Source organism: Ruegeria sp. CH11, assembly GCF_056537105.1.
Map to the genome: position 1 here is coordinate 159,830 of NZ_JBQFQX010000004.1, position 18,706 is coordinate 178,535.

Annotated in this window: 18 protein-coding genes; 3 read left to right on the top strand and 15 right to left on the bottom strand. The window is 60.0% G+C overall.

Annotated elements, in window-relative coordinates; translation table 11 throughout:
- The first annotated feature begins 60 nt into the window (after positions 1–60).
- Genes ACR0LX_RS08635 through pdeM form a run of 3 tightly spaced genes read left to right on the top strand, consistent with a single transcriptional unit; the run spans position 61 to position 4,522 of the window.
- The gene (locus ACR0LX_RS08635) at positions 61–1,368 is read left to right on the top strand and encodes an ATPase (RefSeq protein ID WP_480572032.1); all 1,308 of its coding nucleotides are present in this window, start codon (positions 61–63) and stop codon (positions 1,366–1,368) included.
- Between the two features lie 38 nt (positions 1,369–1,406).
- Positions 1,407–3,818 (top strand): ligase-associated DNA damage response DEXH box helicase, encoded by a 2,412-nt coding sequence (locus ACR0LX_RS08640; protein WP_480783345.1) that lies wholly within the window; start codon positions 1,407–1,409, stop codon positions 3,816–3,818.
- Between the two features lie 41 nt (positions 3,819–3,859).
- Positions 3,860–4,522, top strand: a complete 663-nt coding sequence (pdeM, locus tag ACR0LX_RS08645; protein ID WP_480783346.1) for a ligase-associated DNA damage response endonuclease PdeM — start codon at positions 3,860–3,862, stop codon at positions 4,520–4,522.
- Between the two features lie 7 nt (positions 4,523–4,529).
- Here the strand turns inward: pdeM and ACR0LX_RS08650 are convergent, their stop codons facing one another.
- The 15 genes from ACR0LX_RS08650 to ACR0LX_RS08720 form a co-directional block, all read right to left on the bottom strand.
- A complete protein-coding gene (locus tag ACR0LX_RS08650) occupies positions 4,530–5,258 on the bottom strand; it encodes a LytTR family DNA-binding domain-containing protein (RefSeq protein ID WP_480783347.1) in 729 nt (242 codons plus the stop codon).
- Between the two features lie 234 nt (positions 5,259–5,492).
- The gene (folD, locus tag ACR0LX_RS08655) at positions 5,493–6,383 is read right to left on the bottom strand and encodes a bifunctional methylenetetrahydrofolate dehydrogenase/methenyltetrahydrofolate cyclohydrolase FolD (RefSeq protein WP_480783348.1); all 891 of its coding nucleotides are present in this window, start codon (positions 6,381–6,383) and stop codon (positions 5,493–5,495) included.
- 53 nt (positions 6,384–6,436) lie between these two features.
- Positions 6,437–6,742 carry a chorismate mutase gene (locus tag ACR0LX_RS08660; protein ID WP_480572015.1) on the bottom strand — a complete coding sequence of 102 codons (306 nt, stop codon included), beginning with the start codon at positions 6,740–6,742 and terminating at the stop codon, positions 6,437–6,439.
- A 58-nt stretch (positions 6,743–6,800) separates the two neighbouring features.
- Entirely contained in the window at positions 6,801–8,477 is a 1,677-nt protein-coding gene (locus tag ACR0LX_RS08665) for a formate--tetrahydrofolate ligase (protein WP_480572012.1), read from the bottom strand.
- A gap of 166 nt (positions 8,478–8,643) precedes the next feature.
- On the bottom strand, positions 8,644–9,219 hold the full coding sequence (locus tag ACR0LX_RS08670) for an MOSC domain-containing protein (protein ID WP_480783349.1): 576 nt from the start codon (positions 9,217–9,219) through the stop codon (positions 8,644–8,646).
- A gap of 92 nt (positions 9,220–9,311) precedes the next feature.
- On the bottom strand, positions 9,312–11,228 hold the full coding sequence (ftsH, locus tag ACR0LX_RS08675) for an ATP-dependent zinc metalloprotease FtsH (protein ID WP_480572009.1): 1,917 nt from the start codon (positions 11,226–11,228) through the stop codon (positions 9,312–9,314).
- A 77-nt stretch (positions 11,229–11,305) separates the two neighbouring features.
- Positions 11,306–12,559, bottom strand: coding sequence for a tRNA lysidine(34) synthetase TilS (gene tilS, locus ACR0LX_RS08680; RefSeq protein ID WP_480783350.1), 1,254 nt, complete (start codon positions 12,557–12,559; stop codon positions 11,306–11,308).
- Positions 12,556–13,380, bottom strand: coding sequence for a tol-pal system protein YbgF (gene ybgF / locus ACR0LX_RS08685; protein ID WP_480783351.1), 825 nt, complete (start codon positions 13,378–13,380; stop codon positions 12,556–12,558). The genes tilS and ybgF overlap by 4 nt, the downstream gene beginning before the upstream one ends.
- A gap of 4 nt (positions 13,381–13,384) precedes the next feature.
- Complete coding sequence (pal, locus tag ACR0LX_RS08690; RefSeq protein ID WP_480783352.1) at positions 13,385–13,891, bottom strand: peptidoglycan-associated lipoprotein Pal; 507 nt, start codon at positions 13,889–13,891, stop codon at positions 13,385–13,387.
- 86 nt (positions 13,892–13,977) lie between these two features.
- Entirely contained in the window at positions 13,978–15,297 is a 1,320-nt protein-coding gene (gene tolB, locus ACR0LX_RS08695; protein ID WP_480783353.1) for a Tol-Pal system beta propeller repeat protein TolB, read from the bottom strand.
- The gene (locus tag ACR0LX_RS08700; protein ID WP_480783354.1) at positions 15,294–16,397 is read right to left on the bottom strand and encodes an energy transducer TonB; all 1,104 of its coding nucleotides are present in this window, start codon (positions 16,395–16,397) and stop codon (positions 15,294–15,296) included. Before ACR0LX_RS08700 ends, tolB begins: the two co-directional genes overlap by 4 nt.
- 15 nt (positions 16,398–16,412) lie before the next feature.
- Positions 16,413–16,883 (bottom strand): protein TolR, encoded by a 471-nt coding sequence (gene tolR / locus ACR0LX_RS08705; RefSeq protein ID WP_480571991.1) that lies wholly within the window; start codon positions 16,881–16,883, stop codon positions 16,413–16,415.
- Positions 16,884–16,885: 2 nt separating this feature from the next.
- The gene (gene tolQ / locus ACR0LX_RS08710) at positions 16,886–17,581 is read right to left on the bottom strand and encodes a protein TolQ (RefSeq protein ID WP_480783355.1); all 696 of its coding nucleotides are present in this window, start codon (positions 17,579–17,581) and stop codon (positions 16,886–16,888) included.
- 109 nt (positions 17,582–17,690) lie between these two features.
- On the bottom strand, positions 17,691–18,074 hold the full coding sequence (gene ybgC, locus ACR0LX_RS08715) for a tol-pal system-associated acyl-CoA thioesterase (RefSeq protein ID WP_480571985.1): 384 nt from the start codon (positions 18,072–18,074) through the stop codon (positions 17,691–17,693).
- Positions 18,071–18,694, bottom strand: a complete 624-nt coding sequence (locus tag ACR0LX_RS08720) for a hypothetical protein (RefSeq protein ID WP_480783356.1) — start codon at positions 18,692–18,694, stop codon at positions 18,071–18,073. The genes ybgC and ACR0LX_RS08720 overlap by 4 nt, the downstream gene beginning before the upstream one ends.
- Between the last annotated feature and the right edge of the window lie 12 nt (positions 18,695–18,706).

An 18,706-nucleotide genomic window follows, 5' to 3' on the forward strand; every position in this document is an offset into this window, starting at 1 on the left:
TTCCGCAAGTGGCCCGGTTTCGGGCGTTTGGCGTGACAAGTGGATAGACGAGCAACGCTCATGAATATGCAAAACAGTTCCGTGATGGCCCCCCCTGCCCCCAAAGGTCTGGCTGAAATGAGGCTCCCGCTGGTGATGATGCGGGACATTCTGCTCAAGACGATCTTCCGCAAGAATGCGGATACCGTAAGCGAAGTCGCCGAAGCGGTATGTCTCCCGGGTTCGGTGACGCAGGAATTGATTGATATCGCACGCGAGCAAAAGCTGCTTGAGGCGACGGGTACGCTGAACGCCAACTCGGGCAATGAAATGGGCTACCAGCTGACCGACGCCGGAAAGGCCCGCGCGCTGGATGCGCTCAGCCAGTCGGAATATTTCGGCGCGATGCCGGTGCCGCTGGATGTCTATCGCGAGCAGGTCAAACGCCAGTCGATCCGCAACATTCAGGTCACCCGCGAGCAATTGACCGGCGCCATGGGCCATCTGGTTCTGCCCGACAGTTTGCTGGACCACCTTGGCCCTGCGGTCAGCGCAGGACGGTCGATCCTGATGTACGGACCGCCGGGCAACGGTAAATCCTCGATCTCGAACGGGATCCGGGACGCGCTGGGAGACAACGTCTATGTGCCCCGCGCCATCGAATACGCGGGACAGGTGATCACGGTCTATGACCCGATTGTCCACACCGCCATCGAGCAGGAAGCGGACGATCCCAACAGCCTGCGCCGCCGCAAACGGTTCGACACGCGTTATGTGCAATGCGAACGCCCGACCGTTGTCACGGGGGGTGAATTGTCACTGAGCATGCTCGATCTGGTCTACAACCCAACGGCCCGGACCTATCAGGCCCCGTTGCAGCTTAAGTCTACCGGCGGCATCTTCATCGTCGACGACCTTGGCCGTCAGGCCGAGCCTCCGCAGGCGCTGATCAACCGCTGGATTGTTCCGCTGGAAGAAAGCAAGGATATTCTCGGCTTGCAGTCGGGTGAGAAGTTCGAGGTCCCGTTCGACACGCTGGTCATCTTCTCGACCAACTTCCACCCGAATGAGATCTTCGACCAAGCGGCCCTGCGCCGGATTTTCTTCAAGATCAAGATCGACGGCCCGAACCAGGAAAACTTCCTGAAGATCTTTGCGATGGTGGCCCGCAAGCGCGGTATGCCACTGGATGAGGCCGCGCTGGTGCATCTGCTCAAGGTCAAGTATCCGACAATCAACAATATCTATGCGAACTATCAGCCAATCTTCCTGATCGACCAGATGATCTCGATCTGCGAATTCGAGGGCATTCCTTACCAGATGACCCCTGACCTGATCGACCGTGCCTGGGCGAACATGTTCGTTCGCGAAGAAAAGATCGTTCACTGATCGCTGTCATTCTGATCCCGGGCGGGTAATCTGCGACCATGACGCAGATTCCCGCCCGGATCACCAATTGGTTCACCGCCAAGGGCTGGTCCATCCACCCCCATCAGCAGGACATGTTCGAACGGGCGCAGGACCCGGCGACGCTGCTGATTGCGCCGACCGGTGGCGGCAAGACAATGGCCGGGTTTCTGCCCTCGCTTGCCGAGCTGGCGGATGGCTCGCACTCTGGGCTTCACACAATTTATGTATCGCCGCTCAAGGCGCTGGCCGCCGACATCCGTCGCAATCTGCGCATTCCGGTCGATGAAATCGGTCTGCCAATCCGGATCGAGGACCGAACCGGCGACACATCGGCCACACAAAAGAAACGCCAACGCGTTGACCCTCCGCATATCCTGCTGACGACTCCTGAAAGCCTTGCCCTGCTGACCTCATACGAAGATGCACCGCGCATGTTTGATGGCGTGCAACGTGTGATCGTGGATGAGATACACGCGCTGGCAGAAAGCAAGCGCGGCGATCAATTGATGCTGGCGCTGGCCCGTTTACAAAGCCTGTGCCCCACGCTGCGACGCGTCGGCCTGTCGGCAACCGTCGAAGACCCCGAAGGCATCGCCCAGCTGCTGGCGCGCCACCCCGATCCTTGCAAGATCATTCAGGCAGACCCCGGGCCCGATCCTGATATTAGAATGCTAGAGACCGACGAAATGCCGCCCTGGTCCGGCGGCGGTGCAGCTTATGCGATCCCCGCCGTGCTTGAGCAGGTCAAACAACACAAAACCACACTGATTTTTCACAACACGCGGGCGCAGGCCGAGATTTTCTTTCACAACCTTTGGCTGGCGAATGATGAGGCTCTGCCAATTGGCATCCATCACGGCAGCCTCGACCGCCAACAGCGCGAACGCGTCGAGGCTGCAATGGTGCGTGGCGATCTGCGTGCCATTGTCTGCACGGGTAGTCTGGATCTGGGGATAGACTGGGGCGACGTAGACCTTGTCATCCAGATCGGCGCCCCGAAGAACGTTAAACGGCTGGTTCAGCGCATTGGGCGCGCGAACCACCGCTATAATGCCCCGTCAAAGGCCTTACTGGTGCCCGCGAACCGGTTCGAGGTGGTGGAATGCATCGCCGCGCTAGAGGCCGCGCGCGCGCATGACCTCGACGGTGACCCGCGCGGCGCAGGTCCACGCGACGTTCTGTGCCAGCATATTCTGATTGCCGCCGCTGCGAGCCCCTTCGACGCCGACGCTCTGTTTGCTGAAATGTCATCAGCCGGACCCTATGCCTGTCTGACCCGGGCCGCATTTGATGCCTGTCTGGATTTCTGCGCAACTGGAGGCTACGCTTTGCGCGCCTACGACCGCTGGCAACGGCTGCAACAACGCCCGGACGGGCGCTGGCAATTGCGCGACCCGCGCGCGGCACAACGCATCCGCATGAATCTGGGCACAATTCAAGACACCGACACGCTGAAGGTCCGCTTGAAACGCAATCGCGGCGGCAAACCCTTGGGCGAGGTCGAAGAAGGCTTTGCAGCATCCCTGACGCCCGGAGATACCTTTCTGATCGGAGGTCAGATTGTCCGCTACGAAGGCCTGCGCGAAATGGTGGTCGAGGTCAGTCGCCGCGCTGACAGGAAACCCAAGATTGCCACGTTCTCGGGCACGAAATTTGCCACTTCGACCCAGCTCAGCGACCGCATTCTGCGTATGTTTGCGCAGCCCGACTGGCCTCAACTTCCAACGCATACGTCCGAGTGGCTGGCGTTGCAGCGTGACATTTCCCGCCTGCCCCGTCGCGACCGGTTGCTGGTCGAAAGCTTTCCCAGCGACGGGCGCGAACATCTGTGCGTCTATGGCTTCGCCGGTCGCAACGCCCAGCAAACGCTGGGCCTGCTGCTGACCAAGCGCATGGAGGAAACCGGGCTGGCCCCATTGGGGTTTGTTGCAACCGACTACGCGACGCTGATCTGGGGGCTGGACGCGGTGATGGACCCACGACCGCTGTTCCAACCCGAGGCTCTGCGGGACGGTCTGGAAACCTGGCTGGCTGGCAATGCAGTGATGAAACGGACCTTTCGTGCCTCGGCCACCATTGCCGGGCTGATCGAGCGAAATACTGGCGGGCAACGCAAAAGCGGGCGGCAAGCGACGTTTTCTTCCGATATTCTCTACGACACGCTTCTGAAATACGACCCCGACCATTTGCTGATGCAAATCACCCGAGAGGAGGCGATGCGCGGGCTGGTCGATTTCGGTCGGATCGAAGAGATGCTAGCCCGGATTGACGGACGGATCGATTTGTTGCGGCTGGATCGGGTCTCTCCGCTCGCCGCACCGCTGTTTCTTGAGGTTGGAAAAGTGCCCGTCAAAGGTGAAGCCGAGGAACGCCTGCTGGCCGAAGAAAGCGCGCGCCTGCTGCAAGAGGCCGGTCTTGCCGCAGGCTGATCCCACTTGCAAATCGGCTGGGAAACCGTAATGAACAAATCATGAACGCAATTGACTTCACCTTTCGCGGACAGACGCTTTCGGCCCTGGGCTCGGGGGCGCTTTGGTGGCGGGATCAGAATCTGCTCTGCGTGTCGGATCTGCATCTGGGAAAGTCCGAGAGGGTGGCGCGCCGAACCGGGCAGGTTCTGCCCCCCTATGACAGCCGCGAAACTTTGGCACGGCTTGCAACCGACCTGGAACGCAGCGGCGCAGCGATTGTGGTCTGCCTGGGGGACAGTTTCGATGATCTGGACGCCTCGCAAGCGCTTGATGGGGACGACCGCTTGCGAATCTCGGTGTTGCAGGCCGGGCGCCGCTGGATCTGGATCGAGGGCAATCACGACCCCGGTCCGGTTGATCTTGGCGGAGCCCATCTGGCTGAATGGGCGTGTGGTCCGCTGACGTTTCGCCATATCGCGCAGCCCGACGGTTTCGGCGAGGTTTCGGGCCATTACCATCCCAAAGCCACGTTGCGCCTAAGAGGGCGTTCAATCACGCGGCCCGCTTTTCTGTTTGATCCAAAGCGCCTGATCCTGCCCGCATACGGCACGTATACCGGAGGATTGCGCAGCACCGATTCAGCGCTTGGGGGTCTTATGGGCGCGGATGCACGTGCCATTCTGACCGGCAACCTGCCGCAGATTGTACCCATGCCACGGTAGCGGCGTCCTAGACCAACCCGGCAGCTTCCAAGTCCGGATAGTATTTCCGGCTGACCGGAACAAGATCGCCATTGTGTAATCGCAACGAAGTCTTTGCCCCCTGCTTTTCGACCCCGGAAATGGCAGCCGTGGCCACCCAGTGCGATCTGTGCGCGCAATGGCCCGGTTCCGGCTCCATTTCGGAAATTGCGTCGGTGAAACGGGATCGGATGGTGAAAATCCCCTCGGACGTGACCACATCGACCTGATGATCCCGAACCGTCAGCCGATAGATCTGCCCGTCAAAGCTCTCAGGTAGCCGCTGCAGCAACCTGGGTCGTTGTTTTGGTTGGTCCGGCACTTCTTCTTTCCGATAGCGGACCAGAATCAACCCCGTCGCAAACAGGCCACCATATGGCAGCACCGCTGCGAGGCTCGGGGCGTTCTTGCCGACGGAGGAAAACACCAGCCAGGCCAAACCCCACAGGGAAGGAGCAAACAGGATCAGGATCAGCACGGTGAAAGCGGCATCCCGTACTAGCTGTCGGCTTTGACACAGGCGCTCTCGCACCAGTCGGCTGGCCGTCCAAGTCACGCCAAGAGCCAACCCCATAACTCCGGTCCAGAACACGATACGCAGAGGAAATGACAGGTCCACATCCCTGAACGGGGCAAAGGAATAAGCCAACAAGGGAATGAATACGATCCCTGCAATCACCCGTTGCGGGCTGCACTGCGCCAGGATCTGACTTGTCACTGACTTTATACTTGTTAACAAACGATTTCCCGATTCCAGCCCAACACGCCCCCGGCTAGCCCGTCTGGACCTAACCGGTTGGGATATAATGCTTATCATCCGCACGCGCAGCGTCAAAGCGCCAATTGAACGTATTCAAATAACCGTGAACGTAAGAAAACGAGCTGAAAAGCACTCGCCTTTCAGCCCGGAATTGTTCGCCCGGCATTCGGTATGCCGATGATGGTATTCAGCTTACGCCGTCAGCCCTTCCGGCTCGGCGAGTTTGTTGGCGCGGCAGCACGCCGTGAGGGTATTGGCCAGCAGGCAGGCGATTGTCATTGGTCCGACCCCGCCGGGCACCGGTGTGATGGCTCCGGCACGCTCGGCCGCGCTGGCGTAATCCACGTCGCCCACAAGCTTGTTCTTGCCATCGCGCTCAATGCGGTTGATGCCCACGTCGATTACCGTCGCGCCTTCCTTGATCCAGTCGCCCGGCACCATTTCTGGGCGGCCGACGGCGGCGACGACGATGTCGGCCCGGCGAACAACATCGGGCAGGTCCTTGGTGCGGCTATGCGCAATGGTCACCGTGCAGCTGTCGCCCAGCAGCAATTGCGCCATCGGCTTGCCCACGATGTTCGACCGCCCGATCACAACCGCATCCATCCCCGACAGCGAGCCATGGTGGTCGCGCAGCATCATCAGGCAGCCCAGCGGGGTACACGGTACCATCGACTTTTGCCCGGTGCCCAGCAGGCCCACATTCGAGATGTGGAATCCGTCCACATCCTTTGCCGGATCGATCGAATTGATCACCAGGTCTTCGTTCAGATGTTTGGGCAGCGGCAATTGCACCAGAATTCCATGCACCGCCGGGTCGTTGTTCAGCTTGTCGATCAGTGTCAGCAGGTCCTCTTCCGAGGTGTCCGCGTCCAGCTTGTGTTCGTACGAGTTCATGCCGACTTCGACGGTCATCTTGCCCTTGGACCGCACATAGACCTGGCTTGCCGGGTCCTCGCCCACCAGAACCACCGCAAGTCCGGGGGTGATGCCGTTTTCTTCTTTCAGCCGTGCCACCTGATCGGCCACCTGAGCACGAACCTTGGTCGCAAACGCCTTGCCGTCGATAACCTGCGCTACCATTCTTTGATCCCTTCCTTCAAAAAGCGGATCGGGCGCTCATGGCGCCCGGTTCTTCAGTCGGGGCCGAGCACGCGTTCTTCGCGGGCAATCGACCAGTCAATCAAGATGCGCCAAAGCTGTTCGGCAAGATCGGGGTCCATGCCCAACTCACCGGAACTTGTGCGCACGCGCCGCACCACCTCTTCGACACGAACCGGGATACGGGCGGGCAACCCCTCGCCGGGTTTCAGCTGAGATGCGCGGTCAATGTAGCTTGCGCGCGTCACCAACATTTCAATCAGTTGGCGGTCCAGCTTGTCGATCTGAACCCGCAATTCCTGCATCGAGTGGCAGTCCTGCGGCGGTATCAGAGTGGGCATTGCAATCTCCTCATGGACCGGGGAAATCCCCGGTCCACGAGATGTATCATTCGGGCGCTTAGAACAAGCCCTCGATCTCACCTGCGTCATTGAGGCAGATGGTCTCAGCAGCCGGTTTGCGCGGCAAGCCGGGCATGGTCATGATCTCACCGCAGACAACCACGATGAAACCGGCACCTGCGGACAGGCGAACCTCGCGCACCGGAACCGAATGACCGGTGGGCGCGCCGCGCAGGGTCGGGTCGGTCGAGAACGAATACTGCGTCTTCGCCATGCAAACCGGCAGGTTGCCATAGCCCGCTTCTTCCCACTCACGCAGTTGGTTGCGGATCTTGTTGTCGGCCAGAACTTCGTCGGCACGATAGATGCGCTTGGCGATGGTTTCGATCTTCTCGAACAGCGGCATCTCGTCGGGGTAGATCGGTGCAAAGTTCGCGGCACCGTTTTCAACGATTTCGACAACTTTCTCGGCCAGCGGCGCAGAACCGTCCGAGCCCAGTTCCCAGTGACGCGACAGGACTGCCTCGACGCCATGGGTTTCGCAGTAATCCTTGACGGCCTGCACTTCGTCATCCGTATCGGTGACAAAGTGGTTGATGGCGACAACAACAGGCACACCAAAAGATTTGACGTTCTCGATGTGACGACCCAGGTTGGCGCAGCCCGACTGAACCGCATCGACGTTTTCCGCACCCAGATCGGCTTTGGCAACACCGCCGTTCATCTTCATCGCGCGCACAGTGGCGACCAGCACCACAGCCGACGGGGCGATGCCCGCCTTGCGACACTTGATGTTCATGAACTTCTCGGCACCCAGGTCGGCACCGAAACCGGCTTCGGTCACTACATAGTCGGCCACTTTCAGCGCGGTTTTGGTCGCGATGACCGAGTTACAGCCATGTGCGATGTTCGCGAAAGGACCACCGTGAACAAAGGCCGGGTTGTTCTCCAGCGTCTGAACCAGGTTTGGCTGCATCGCATCTTTGAGCAGAACGGTCATCGCGCCTTCGGCTTTGATGTCGCGGCAGTAAACCGGGGTCTTGTCGCGGCGATAGGCAACGATGATGTCACCCAGACGCTTTTCCAGGTCTTTCAGGTTGTTGGCCAGACACAGGATCGCCATGACCTCGGACGCCACGGTGATGTCAAAGCCCGCCTCGCGCGGGAAGCCGTTCGATACGCCGCCCAGAGACGCCGTGATCTGACGCAGGGCACGGTCGTTCATGTCGACCACACGACGCCATGCGACGCGGCGGGTGTCGATCTCCTGCTCGTTGCCCCAGTAGATGTGGTTGTCGATCATCGCCGACAGCAGCGAGTGGGCCGAGGTGATAGCGTGGAAGTCGCCGGTGAAGTGCAAGTTCATCTCTTCCATCGGAACAACCTGCGCGTAACCGCCACCCGCTGCACCACCCTTCATGCCGAAGTTCGGGCCCAGCGAGGCCTCGCGGATACAGATCATCGCGTTCTTACCGATGCGGTTCAAGCCATCACCGAGACCAACGGTCGTGGTCGTCTTACCCTCGCCAGCAGGGGTCGGGTTGATCGCGGTCACCAGGATCAGCTTGCCGTCTTCGCGGTCCTGAACCGAGTTGATGAAGTCCTGGCTGACCTTCGCCTTGTCGTGGCCATAGGGCAGCAGATCGTCGCTGGAGATGCCCAGCTTGGCACCGATTTCCTGAATCGGCTTCTTGTTCGCTTCGCGAGCGATTTCGATGTCGGATTTGTAGCTCATTGGCCCGAGTCCCTGATTGAATGCCGTGCATAGCCGACGCATGGACGTCAGCGCTGGTCAATCCATACAATTGTACACCGTCGAGATAGATATGAATTCCGACATAATCAGGCCGCGAAACGGCGTTGCCGGTTTTCACCCGCCTATAATCGGAAACACGCGCCCGTCAGGGTGCCCAAGCGCGCTGATCCGGAACGAACAGCGCCATTCGGTCCCCCAAGGTGATCGACCCGGGCCGCTCGACCCAGGCTGTGACGCCCCGCCGACCCACGGCTGCGGGTTTGAAGGCGGCTCCGTGTCCGGGAATGTCAGTTTCGATTTCTCGCCCCGGCAGCACGCAGGGACGGTTTTCCATGTCGATCGTAATCGTCAACCCGCCCGTGATCTGCAATCGCGAGGACGGAGGAACATGGGTAAAATCCGGGATCCCCTTGACCACGATGCTGGCCCCCAGATAGGCCGGGTCCAGATGTTCAAGCCCGATCTCAGAGGCGATTGTCCCGATCTCTTCGGCAGACAGTATCGAAAGCTGGCGCACGTTTCGGATTTCGGTTCCCTGTGGATACAGGTTCTTGACCCGCACGCAAGAAGCCCGATTGACACCTTCGTGCCGCGCCCCTTTGTCACCCGAGAAATCCAGATCCAAAGAACCAACCGCTTCGGCGCGCAGAGATTTGCCGGATGGCACATGACCCAACCAGACAACTTCGGCCACATACTCAGTTTCGCGCAGCACGGGCATGGGGGTACCTTTCTTTCATCCGACACCTAGCCGCAATAGATGCCAGCGCGCCGAAAAAGAAAAGACCCGGGGATTGCCCGGGTCTCTTTTCATTATGCCGAAGGTTCCGGCTCCATCCCGCCCTCGGGCGGCGACTTCTTGGCCTTGGTCTTGGGAATAGCCGTCACGCTTGGCGCGTTGCCCTCATCCGGGCTGTCGCCTTCGTCATCATCCGCCGTGGGCGGCTCACCATTCATGACGCGTTTGATCTCGTCCCCGGTCAGGGTTTCGTATTCCAGCAGACCTTGCGCCAAACGCTCCCATTCCTCGTTCTTCTCGGTCAGGATGCTATGGGCGCGCTCGTAACCCTGCTGGATCAGGCGTTTCACCTCTTCCTCGATCAGCTCTTTGGTATGGGCCGAGACCGAGAAACCAGCGGTGTTACCCGAATACCCCTCATGCGCTTCGGCATAGTCGATATTGCCAACCTTGTCGGACATGCCCCAGCGCATCACCATGGCGCGCGCCAACTGGCTGGCCTGCATGATGTCCCCGGCCGGGCCGTTCGAGACGTGGTCTTCACCGTATTTGATCACCTCGGCAGCTTTGCCCGCCATCGTCATCGCAAGCTTCTGCTCGCACTCGTCGCGGTGATAGTTCAGCTGGTCCATCTCGGGCAAGCTGACAACCATACCCAGCGCGCCACCGCGCGGAATGATTGTCGCCTTATAGACCGGGTCACACAGCGGCAGGGTCATGCCAACAACGGCGTGGCCCGATTCGTGGTAAGCGGTCTTTTCCTTCTGATCCTGGGTCAGCACCATGCTGCGGCGCTCGGCCCCCATCATCACCTTGTCCTTGGCGTTCTCAAAATCTTCCATGGTGACAAAGCGGCGACCTACACGGGCTGCCATCAGCGCAGCCTCGTTCACGAGGTTGGCCAGATCGGCACCGGAGAAGCCCGGGGTACCCCGCGCGATGATGCGCAGGTCAACGTCAGGACCCAGAGGTGTTTTGCGGGCATGAACGCCCAAAATCTTCTCGCGGCCTTTGATGTCGGGGTTGCCGACGGTCACGTTGCGGTCAAACCGGCCCGGACGCAGCAGCGCGGGGTCCAGAACGTCTTTACGGTTGGTGGCCGCCAGTATGATCACGCCTTCATTGGCCTCAAACCCGTCCATCTCGACCAGCAACTGGTTCAGGGTCTGTTCGCGTTCGTCGTTACCACCGCCATAGCCAGCACCACGATGGCGGCCCACGGCGTCGATCTCGTCGATGAACACGATACAGGGCGCGTTCTTCTTGGCCTGTTCGAACATGTCGCGGACACGGCTTGCACCGACACCCACAAACATTTCAACAAAATCCGAGCCCGAGATGGTGAAGAACGGTACGCCCGCCTCACCCGCAATGGCACGAGCCAGAAGTGTTTTACCGGTACCCGGAGGGCCAACCAGCAGCGCGCCCTTGGGAATCTTGCCGCCCAGACGCGAGAATTTCTGCGGGTTGCGCAGGAATTCCACGATCTCTTCCAGCTCTTCCTTGGCCTCGTCAATGCCCGCGACATCATCAAAGGTCACGCGGCCATGCTTTTCGGTCAGCATCTTGGCCTTGGACTTGCCAAAGCCCATCGCGCCGCCTTTGCCGCCACCTTGCATCCGGTTCATGAAATAGACCCAGACACCGATCAGCAGCAGGAAGGGCAGCAGAGTGATCAGGAAGGACTGGAAACCGGACTGCTGCTGCTTTTCCGCACGCACGGGGATGTTCTTGTCGATCAGCAGCTTCGTCACCTCGGCATCGCCGGGCTTGATGGTGACATAGTCGCGGTTGTCGCTTGTGCGATAGCGAATCTGTTCGCCGTCCAGAGTCACGTTTGTGACGTCTCCGGCATCTACGGCGCTGACGAATTCGGAATAGGTTCTTTCGTTATTCTGAAGCGTTCCACCCGATCCGCTGAACAAATTGAACAGTGCAAGGATCAACAGGAACAGAACGACCCAGAAGGCGATGTTACGAGCGTTGCCCAAGGAAATTCTCCCAAACGGTTTCGGCAGATGGGGGCCTGCCGGAGTTACTCTTTAAAATAGAGATGATTGAGGCAGGTTCAATGCGATAAAATCGAACTGAAGAACTCGGGCCGGTTCTCAGACATTTTTATGCGCCATTCACCACAAAACCCGGCCAAAGGAGCCGCCAATAAGGTGTCTTCTGCCCAAACTGCAGGCGTCGCTAGCAGTGCCTTGCGGGGTTTTCCCAATGCGCGCCAGTCCGAAAGCTGAAGAAGTCCATCTTCGCCAAGCGCGCGGACCTGAGCATCGACCGCATTCGGCCCGGTGACGACCCAGCGGTTGTCCCAAGGCTCGTTCAAGCTCGATACTTTTTCGCTAACGGGCTTTAGCTCTCTGCAAATCCACATGTTTTCTGCGTTCGGGACCAACAGGCATCCGCCGATCGGCAAGGTCACATTCGCGGTCAGAGCGTGTAGCGCCCGGTCAACAGCGCTGTGACGAGGGGGATAGCCCGCGCCCGCAATCCAGACAACGGCGGCAACGATGATCCTGCGTCGGATCTCTTCGGGCAGTTCACCAAAGCTGTCGCGGTCGATACAGATATCGCCACCATCGACGCGCACGACCCGACGGGCGGAGTCTTGCGCGTATTGCGCCAACGCCTCGCGCGCTTGGGTCAGATTTTCAGCCACCCGAGACAAGGTATCGGCGGTGATCCCCAGTGGTTCAAGTTGCGCAAGGGCCTTTCGCACCTTGATCCGCTCAAATCGCTGATCTTGATTCGATGGATCCTCGATCCACTCAAGGCCGGATTGCATCAGGTAGCTTTGCAATCGCGCGCGGGTGATTGAAAGCATTGGGCGCAACAGGTCAACTCCCCCTTCCGTCCGCAGATTTGCCATGGCCGACAGGCCCGAGATGCCCGCGGATCGCGACAATCGCATCAGAACGGTTTCCGCCTGATCGTCCGCTGTATGGCCCAACGCAATGGCTGGCAACTCCTGCTCCCGGGCCCATCGGGTCAGCAACCCATAGCGCGCGCGCCGCGCTGCATCCTGCAGGTTGCCGGTCCCGTCCCAACCTCGCCACGTCAATGTTTGATGTGGGATACTCAAGCGGCGCGCCAGAGCCGCAACTGTTCTCGCCTCTTCCGCAGCCTCGGGTCGCAATCCATGATCGACGGTCGCCGCAAACAGCACGATCCCTTCCTGACGCGAGATTTCCGCCAGCAGGTACAATAACGCTGTCGAATCGCTACCACCGGACACTGCCACGCCAAGACGCAGCGGCAATCGGTCAGGCAGATGCGCCCGAATCTCCCTGCGCAGGGTATCGGTGTCGATGGTCAAGTACAGCCCAGTGAGGCCATTTCCTGCGTCGCTGACGCGGCCTGGCCCGAGGCGGGAAAGCGCACGCCGACCTCGCCCAGCGTTATGCAGGCCTGATCGGTCTGCCCCAGACGGCCCAGCGCGGAACCCAATTCAAACAGCGCCTCAGGGGCTATTGGACCTTCGGAATCACCTGTAAAGCTGGCCAAAAACGCCCGCGCTGCTTCGCGGGTGTCACCCAGACCTTCCAGGGCCTGGCCTCGCCGCAGGTTAGCTTCCGGTGCCAGCGGGCTGCCCGGATACGCGAGGTCGAATTGCGAAAACAGGTCGGCCGCCGTCTGATAATCACCATCCGTCAGCGCCTGCGCGGCAGCGTCAAAATCAGCCTGCTCACCCACAGCAAGTTCGCCCTGTTCCGCTTCGACGGGTTGTGTGGGAGTTGCAGCGGCGACGGCAGTTCCGGGATTGTCCCCGCCCAAGGTGCTGGTTTCACCCAAAGCACTCAAATCGCCGCCTTCCAGTTCGACCAGCCGAAACTCCAAGTCGCCGATCCGGTTTGTGCCGTCGGTGACAATGTTCTGCACCCGCTGGTTCAACTGTTCGGTCTGACGGGTCAGCCGCTGCAATTCGGCCTCGATGGCGTCAACGCGTTCAAGCACAGAGCTGCCGGAAAGGTTCGGCGTCGGCGAGCCAGTAGTCGAGAACTCGCGCTTGAGGCGCTGGATTTCAACATGCAGCACCGTCAGTTCCTGACGAATATCCGCCAAAGTCTGCTGATCCTGCGCCTGCGCCATACCTGCGGCGGTCACCACCGTCGCCAGAACCCATCCTGCAAATTTCATTGTCTTACCCCAAGGTTGAACCGGTCAGCACCGTCACCGCACGGCGGTTCTTGGAATAACATTCCTCGGTGCTGCAAATCTCGATCGGGCGTTCCTTGCCATAACTTACGGTCGTCAGACGGTTGCCAGCCACCCCGCGCGAGATCAGATATTCCCGTGCAGCGTTGGCCCGGCGCGCACCAAGGGCGAGGTTGTACTCCCGCGTGCCTTGCTCGTCCGCGTGACCTTCGATCGTGGCGACAAAATCGGTGTTGGCCAGCAGCCAATCCGCCTGCCCCTGCAGAACCTGCTGCGCGGCCGGTGTCAGCGTCGACTGGTCCACCTCGAACAGCACCCGATCGCCAACAGTTTGCTGGAAATATGCTGGCGAGCGCGGATCGCTTGGCGAGCCCGGCACCAATGCGCCGCTGCCGCCCGGTCCGCCACCGCCAAGGGCCGAAGGATCGGTATTCGTACAGGCGGCGATCAGCGCCAATGCGCCCAGCGCCGCCGCTTTGCTCAGAAGGTTCATGTCAGTGCCTCGCGTTCCATTTGTTTATTATCATCTATTTAGCACAATGCGGGTTTGTTGTGAACGTCACCCACACCGCGTGTTAGTCAATTCTGCAGCGGCCCCCATGACGGGTCGCTACCGCCGTCAGGTGTCCGTACAGGCTTCAAATTCCGCCCCGAAATATCAACCGAATATAGCGACGACCGGCCGCTTGCACCTTGTGTTTCGCGGGTGAACATGATGACGCGCCCGTTGGGCGACCATGTCGGGCCTTCGTCCAGGAACGACGCGGTCAGCAAGCGTTCCTCGCTGCCGTCCGTGCGCATGACGCCGATGTGGAACCGGCCTTTGTTCTGCTTGGTAAAGGCGATCAGGTCCCCGCGCGGCGACCAGACCGGGGTTCCATAGCGGCCCTGACCGAAGCTGATCCGCGTCGCCTCGCCGCCATTGGCTGGCATGACATAAAGTTGCGGTGTGCCCGAGCGGTCGCTTTCAAAGACGATCCGTGATCCATCCGGCGCATAGCTTGGCGCAGTTTCGATTGCAGGGGTGTTGGTCAGGCGCACACTCTGCCCCGAAGCCAGGTCCATCTTCCACAGATCGGTGTTACCGCCTTGGGTCAACGAATAGACGATGGAACGGCCATCGGGCGAGAAGCGCGGCGAAAAACTCATGGTGCCTTCCTGCGTCTTCAGTTCCTGCCGTTTAACGCGGCCTACGTCCAGCACGTAAATTCGCGGCTGGCCGGTCTCATAGCTGGTGTAGAGCAATTGATCACCGTTCGGTGAGAACCGAGGCGCAAGCACAATGGCCGCGCTGTCGGTCAGGTACTGCACATTCGCGCCATCATAGTCCATGATGGCGATCCGCTTGGCCCTTTGATTCTTGGGTCCGCTTTCCGAAACGAACGCGACGCGGCTGTCAAAGTACCCGCCTTCACCCGTCACCCGGCTATAGACCTGATCGGCCACTTTATGCGCCATGCGCCGCCAGCCTTCGGTGGTACCAGCAAATTGCAGACCATTGCCCAGTTCCTGACCCGAGAACACGTCCCAGACACGGAACCGCACCGTCAGTCGATTACCCGAAACATTGACCGCGCCGGTCACTAAAGCCTCGGCATTGATCGCCTTCCAGTCGGCAAACTGGACCGGCGCGTCAAAGCTGCTGACCCGGCTGATGAACGCATCTGACGAGATCTCACGGAACAGGCCCGTACCGGTCAAATCCGCCGCCACCACGCGCGAGATGTCCTGCGCATATTGCGACGCGGCCGGCCCATCGGGCACAAAGCTGGGCACCGCAAAGGGCAAGGGTTCGATGATCCCTTGATCCAGTTCCAGACGCAGCGGTCCACTTTGCGCAAACGCCGGCGCCGACAACAAGGTCAGACCGACAAAGAGACTGGTCAGAAGTTTCATCATTTTATCCGCATCCTCTCGGGATTGAATGTAATCTCAACATCTCGCCAATGATCGTATTTGTCAGCAGGCAAGTCGTATCCTTTGGCCCCACAGCGCAGAATTGCGCGCCTTGCGGCCTCGTAGGCTTGTTTTTCGGCACCGGACGAGCCGCCAGAGCTGTCCAACAACTTCAGGCTGCCACCTTGGACCTTTCCGTCAGGGGTCAGCGAGAACCCAACAACGACAACGACGTTCAAGGCATCCGTCGACAAAGATCCGACATTCCAGCATTTCGACACGGCAAGACGCATCGCGTCTTTCTCACCGCTGGTCAACGGCGGTCCAGACGGTTCGGCTGCAGTGCCCAATGCCTCGGTCAGCGCGTCGTTGATCGCATCCTGATTGCTGGGCGCCGGTTCGGTCGGCTCGGGGTCTGGTGCCTCGGCAACGTCCGGCTCGGGCGGAGGTGTCGGGCGGTTGGGCCTGACACGCGGGCGCGGCGACGTTTTGGGCGCAGGGTCATCCGCCTCTTCTGCCTCGGTCACGATCTCGGGCGCGGCCTCTTCCGGTGCGGTCTGGTCCTGCTGCTCCTGCTGGATCTCCGCCCCTTCGTCCAGCGACACGGGCGGGGTCTCGACATCATCGGGCTTCACGTCGGGTGGTGGTGGCGCAATCGGCTCGGGTGCGATCTTATCTGCTGGGCTGGGTGGCGTATCCGGGCCCGGGGGGGCTGGCAGAGCCGCAATCTCTGCGTCGGGCTGATCCAGTTGCGGCGGTTCTTCGACCACTTCCGGATCGGACGGAAGTTCGACGATTTCAGGCTCAGGTTCAGGCTCAGGTTCCGCAGGCGGGGTGGGCTCCGGTTGCGGTTGTTCTTCGACGACCGGCTCTGGCGTGTTGACCTCGTCCACCGGCACTTCGGGCTGTTGCAGATCGGTGGGTTCTTCCGGCACCGCGGGCGCCTGCCGCTGCACCGAAAGTGCGGCGAATTCTTCAGCGGTGATCACCGAGACATCCTGCACCGCCATCGGCAACGGTTCGGACCGGAACGTGCCGCCGAATAACGCCCAGCTGATCAGGCTGACATGCGCAATCGCTGAAATCTTGGTGCCGGTATCCACCGCGCAACCTCACCTTTACCCATCGTCCAGCGTCGGCCCGCCGGTGTCGGTCACCAGGCCCACATTGGAAAAGCCACCTGCGTTCAATGCGCCCATGACCTCCATCACCTGCGCATAGGGGATCGAACCATCCGCCCGCAAAAACACCCGGTCGCTGCTGCGTTCTGCCGCAATGGCGCGCAGCTTACCAATCAACTCTTCGCGCAATACTTCGGTGGTCTGGATTTGAACCTCACCACCCGCCGTCAGCGTCACTGTCAAAGGCTCTTCGTTGTCGCCGGGCAAGGCGCTGGCTGCCGTTTTCGGCAAGTCCACGGGCACACCGACCGTCAAAAGCGGCGCCGCTACCATGAAGATGATCAGCAGAACCAGCATGACATCGACGAAGGGCGTCACGTTGATCTCAGCCATCGGCTGTGCGCGCCCGCGTCGCCGCCCGCGCCTGCGCCCGTTCCCGCCCGAGGGTTGCTGAACCGCCGCGCCCATCGTCAGCTGTCCAACTGACGCGACAGGATGGTTGCAAACTCGTCGGCAAAGGCCTCGTAGCCGCCAACGATCCGGTCACTATCCGCGCTGAGCTTGTTATAGAAAATCACTGCCGGAATCGCGGCCAACAGGCCCAGGCCGGTGGCGAGAAGCGCCTCGGCAATCCCCGGGGCCACGACGGCAAGGTTGGTGTTCTGCTGTTCGGCAATCTCGATAAAGGCATTCATGATGCCCCAAACGGTGCCGAACAGGCCAATGAACGGTGCGGTCGAGCCGACCGTCGCCAGGATCGGCAAGCCCTTTTGCAAGGTCTCGGCCTCTTTGGCGATGGCCACATCCATTGACCGGTCGATCCGGGCCGTCGCCCCCGCTATCAAGCCGCCATCATTTCGATGCGACCGCCTCCATTCGATCATGCCAGCGGCAAATATCTTTTCTGAACTGCCATCCGGCTGCGTCCCGATCTGCTCAAACAACGCGTCCAGAGGGTTGCCAGACCAGAAGGATTCATCAAATATCTGCGCCTCGCGCCGAGCGGCCCGATAGTTGATCAGCTTCTGGATGATGATCCCCCAGGACCAGATCGATGCGACGATCAGCATCAGCATCACAAGTTTGACGATAAATGTTGCACGGGCAAACAGCCCCCACATGGAGAAATCGATCTCCTGCGCCAGCGCCAGCGTTTCAGCTTCCATGAACCTGCTCTTTGTTTTGCCTGATAGCCGTTGTTTTGGCCTTGTTTTGCCAAACGCTAACGCAGTTGGGCATGAAATGCCAACAGAACCACCCTGAGCGGGCTTTTTGTTACAGCAATGCGCGAATCTCTGCCGGAAGACGGGTCGGTTTGCCGTCTTTGGTGATGCAAACGGCCGTGACAGTGGCGCGAAACAGCTCGGTTTCCCCACGTCGAACCACCTGCGCCATGGTCAGGCGTACACCCGAACGTGATACCACGCGGGTCTCGATCTCAAGTTCGTCATCGAATTTGGCCGGTGCAAGGTAATCCGCCTCGATCCGCCGCACGACCCAGACGATCCCGTCCTCACGCATGGCGTTCTGATCATTGCCCAAATTGCGCACATAATCCGAACGCGCTCGCTCGATAAATTTCAGATAGTTCGCATGATATACGACACCACCCATATCGGTGTCCTCATAGTAGACGCGCACCGGGTAGGTGTGGGTCATTGCAGCACCTCCATCCGGGCAAACAACCGCAGGGCATGTGACGGGTCCTGCGCGGCCCCGGGCAGAACCGGATCATATGCAGCGCGGATCAAGGCAGCAATCTCGGGGCGCAGGATCGTCGTCTCTGCGGCAACAGCAAGAGGTGATTGCGTGCGAAAGGCTCCGTCAGACCACAAAACGATCGTTTGCACGACCTGGCTGAGCGCAAGTGTCTCAGCGGGAATTTTCGACAATTCCTTGTCCATCTTCAAAAAAACAAAGGCCGCGCGGATGGACCCATCCTCTTCAAATTGAAATATCCGGTATTGGTTGGCGTCGGCGGCGAGCAGACGGTCAACCAGCGGCCCCAGATCAGGTATCAGACGATCGAGGTCGGGGACTTCCAGCAATTCCTGCCAATCGCGGAAAAAGAAAACCATGCAATTGACACCCAACTCGGCGTCGGTTTCGGCCATCTTGTGACCCGCCAGCGCGACCACAGCCTCAAACGCGCCTTTGACAGTGCGCAGGGTCTCATCCTCGACCCCGAACAAGACCGGCACAATGGGTCGCCCCCAACGGGCAAACAGGAACTCGCCGCTGTCGCGCGTAAAAAGCGCCTCGATCTCTTCGGGTGTCACATCTTGCCCTTC

What these genes read in the sequence shown, in the direction of transcription:
- pal (WP_480783352.1), bottom strand. Translation starts at nt 13,891, where the DNA reads ATGAACCTTCTGAGCAAAGCGGCGGCGCTGGGCGCATTGGCGCTGATC.
- tolR (WP_480571991.1), bottom strand. Translation starts at nt 16,883, where the DNA reads ATGGGCGCGGCGGTTCAGCAACCCTCGGGCGGGAACGGGCGCAGGCGC.
- ybgC (WP_480571985.1), bottom strand. Translation starts at nt 18,074, where the DNA reads ATGACCCACACCTACCCGGTGCGCGTCTACTATGAGGACACCGATATG.
- ACR0LX_RS08640 (WP_480783345.1), top strand. Translation starts at nt 1,407, where the DNA reads ATGACGCAGATTCCCGCCCGGATCACCAATTGGTTCACCGCCAAGGGC.
- ybgF (WP_480783351.1), bottom strand. Translation starts at nt 13,380, where the DNA reads ATGAAATTTGCAGGATGGGTTCTGGCGACGGTGGTGACCGCCGCAGGT.
- tolQ (WP_480783355.1), bottom strand. Translation starts at nt 17,581, where the DNA reads ATGGAAGCTGAAACGCTGGCGCTGGCGCAGGAGATCGATTTCTCCATG.
- ACR0LX_RS08670 (WP_480783349.1), bottom strand. Translation starts at nt 9,219, where the DNA reads ATGCCCGTGCTGCGCGAAACTGAGTATGTGGCCGAAGTTGTCTGGTTG.
- ACR0LX_RS08635 (WP_480572032.1), top strand. Translation starts at nt 61, where the DNA reads ATGAATATGCAAAACAGTTCCGTGATGGCCCCCCCTGCCCCCAAAGGT.
- ACR0LX_RS08665 (WP_480572012.1), bottom strand. Translation starts at nt 8,477, where the DNA reads ATGAGCTACAAATCCGACATCGAAATCGCTCGCGAAGCGAACAAGAAG.
- tolB (WP_480783353.1), bottom strand. Translation starts at nt 15,297, where the DNA reads ATGATGAAACTTCTGACCAGTCTCTTTGTCGGTCTGACCTTGTTGTCG.
- pdeM (WP_480783346.1), top strand. Translation starts at nt 3,860, where the DNA reads ATGAACGCAATTGACTTCACCTTTCGCGGACAGACGCTTTCGGCCCTG.
- ACR0LX_RS08660 (WP_480572015.1), bottom strand. Translation starts at nt 6,742, where the DNA reads ATGCCCACTCTGATACCGCCGCAGGACTGCCACTCGATGCAGGAATTG.
- folD (WP_480783348.1), bottom strand. Translation starts at nt 6,383, where the DNA reads ATGGTAGCGCAGGTTATCGACGGCAAGGCGTTTGCGACCAAGGTTCGT.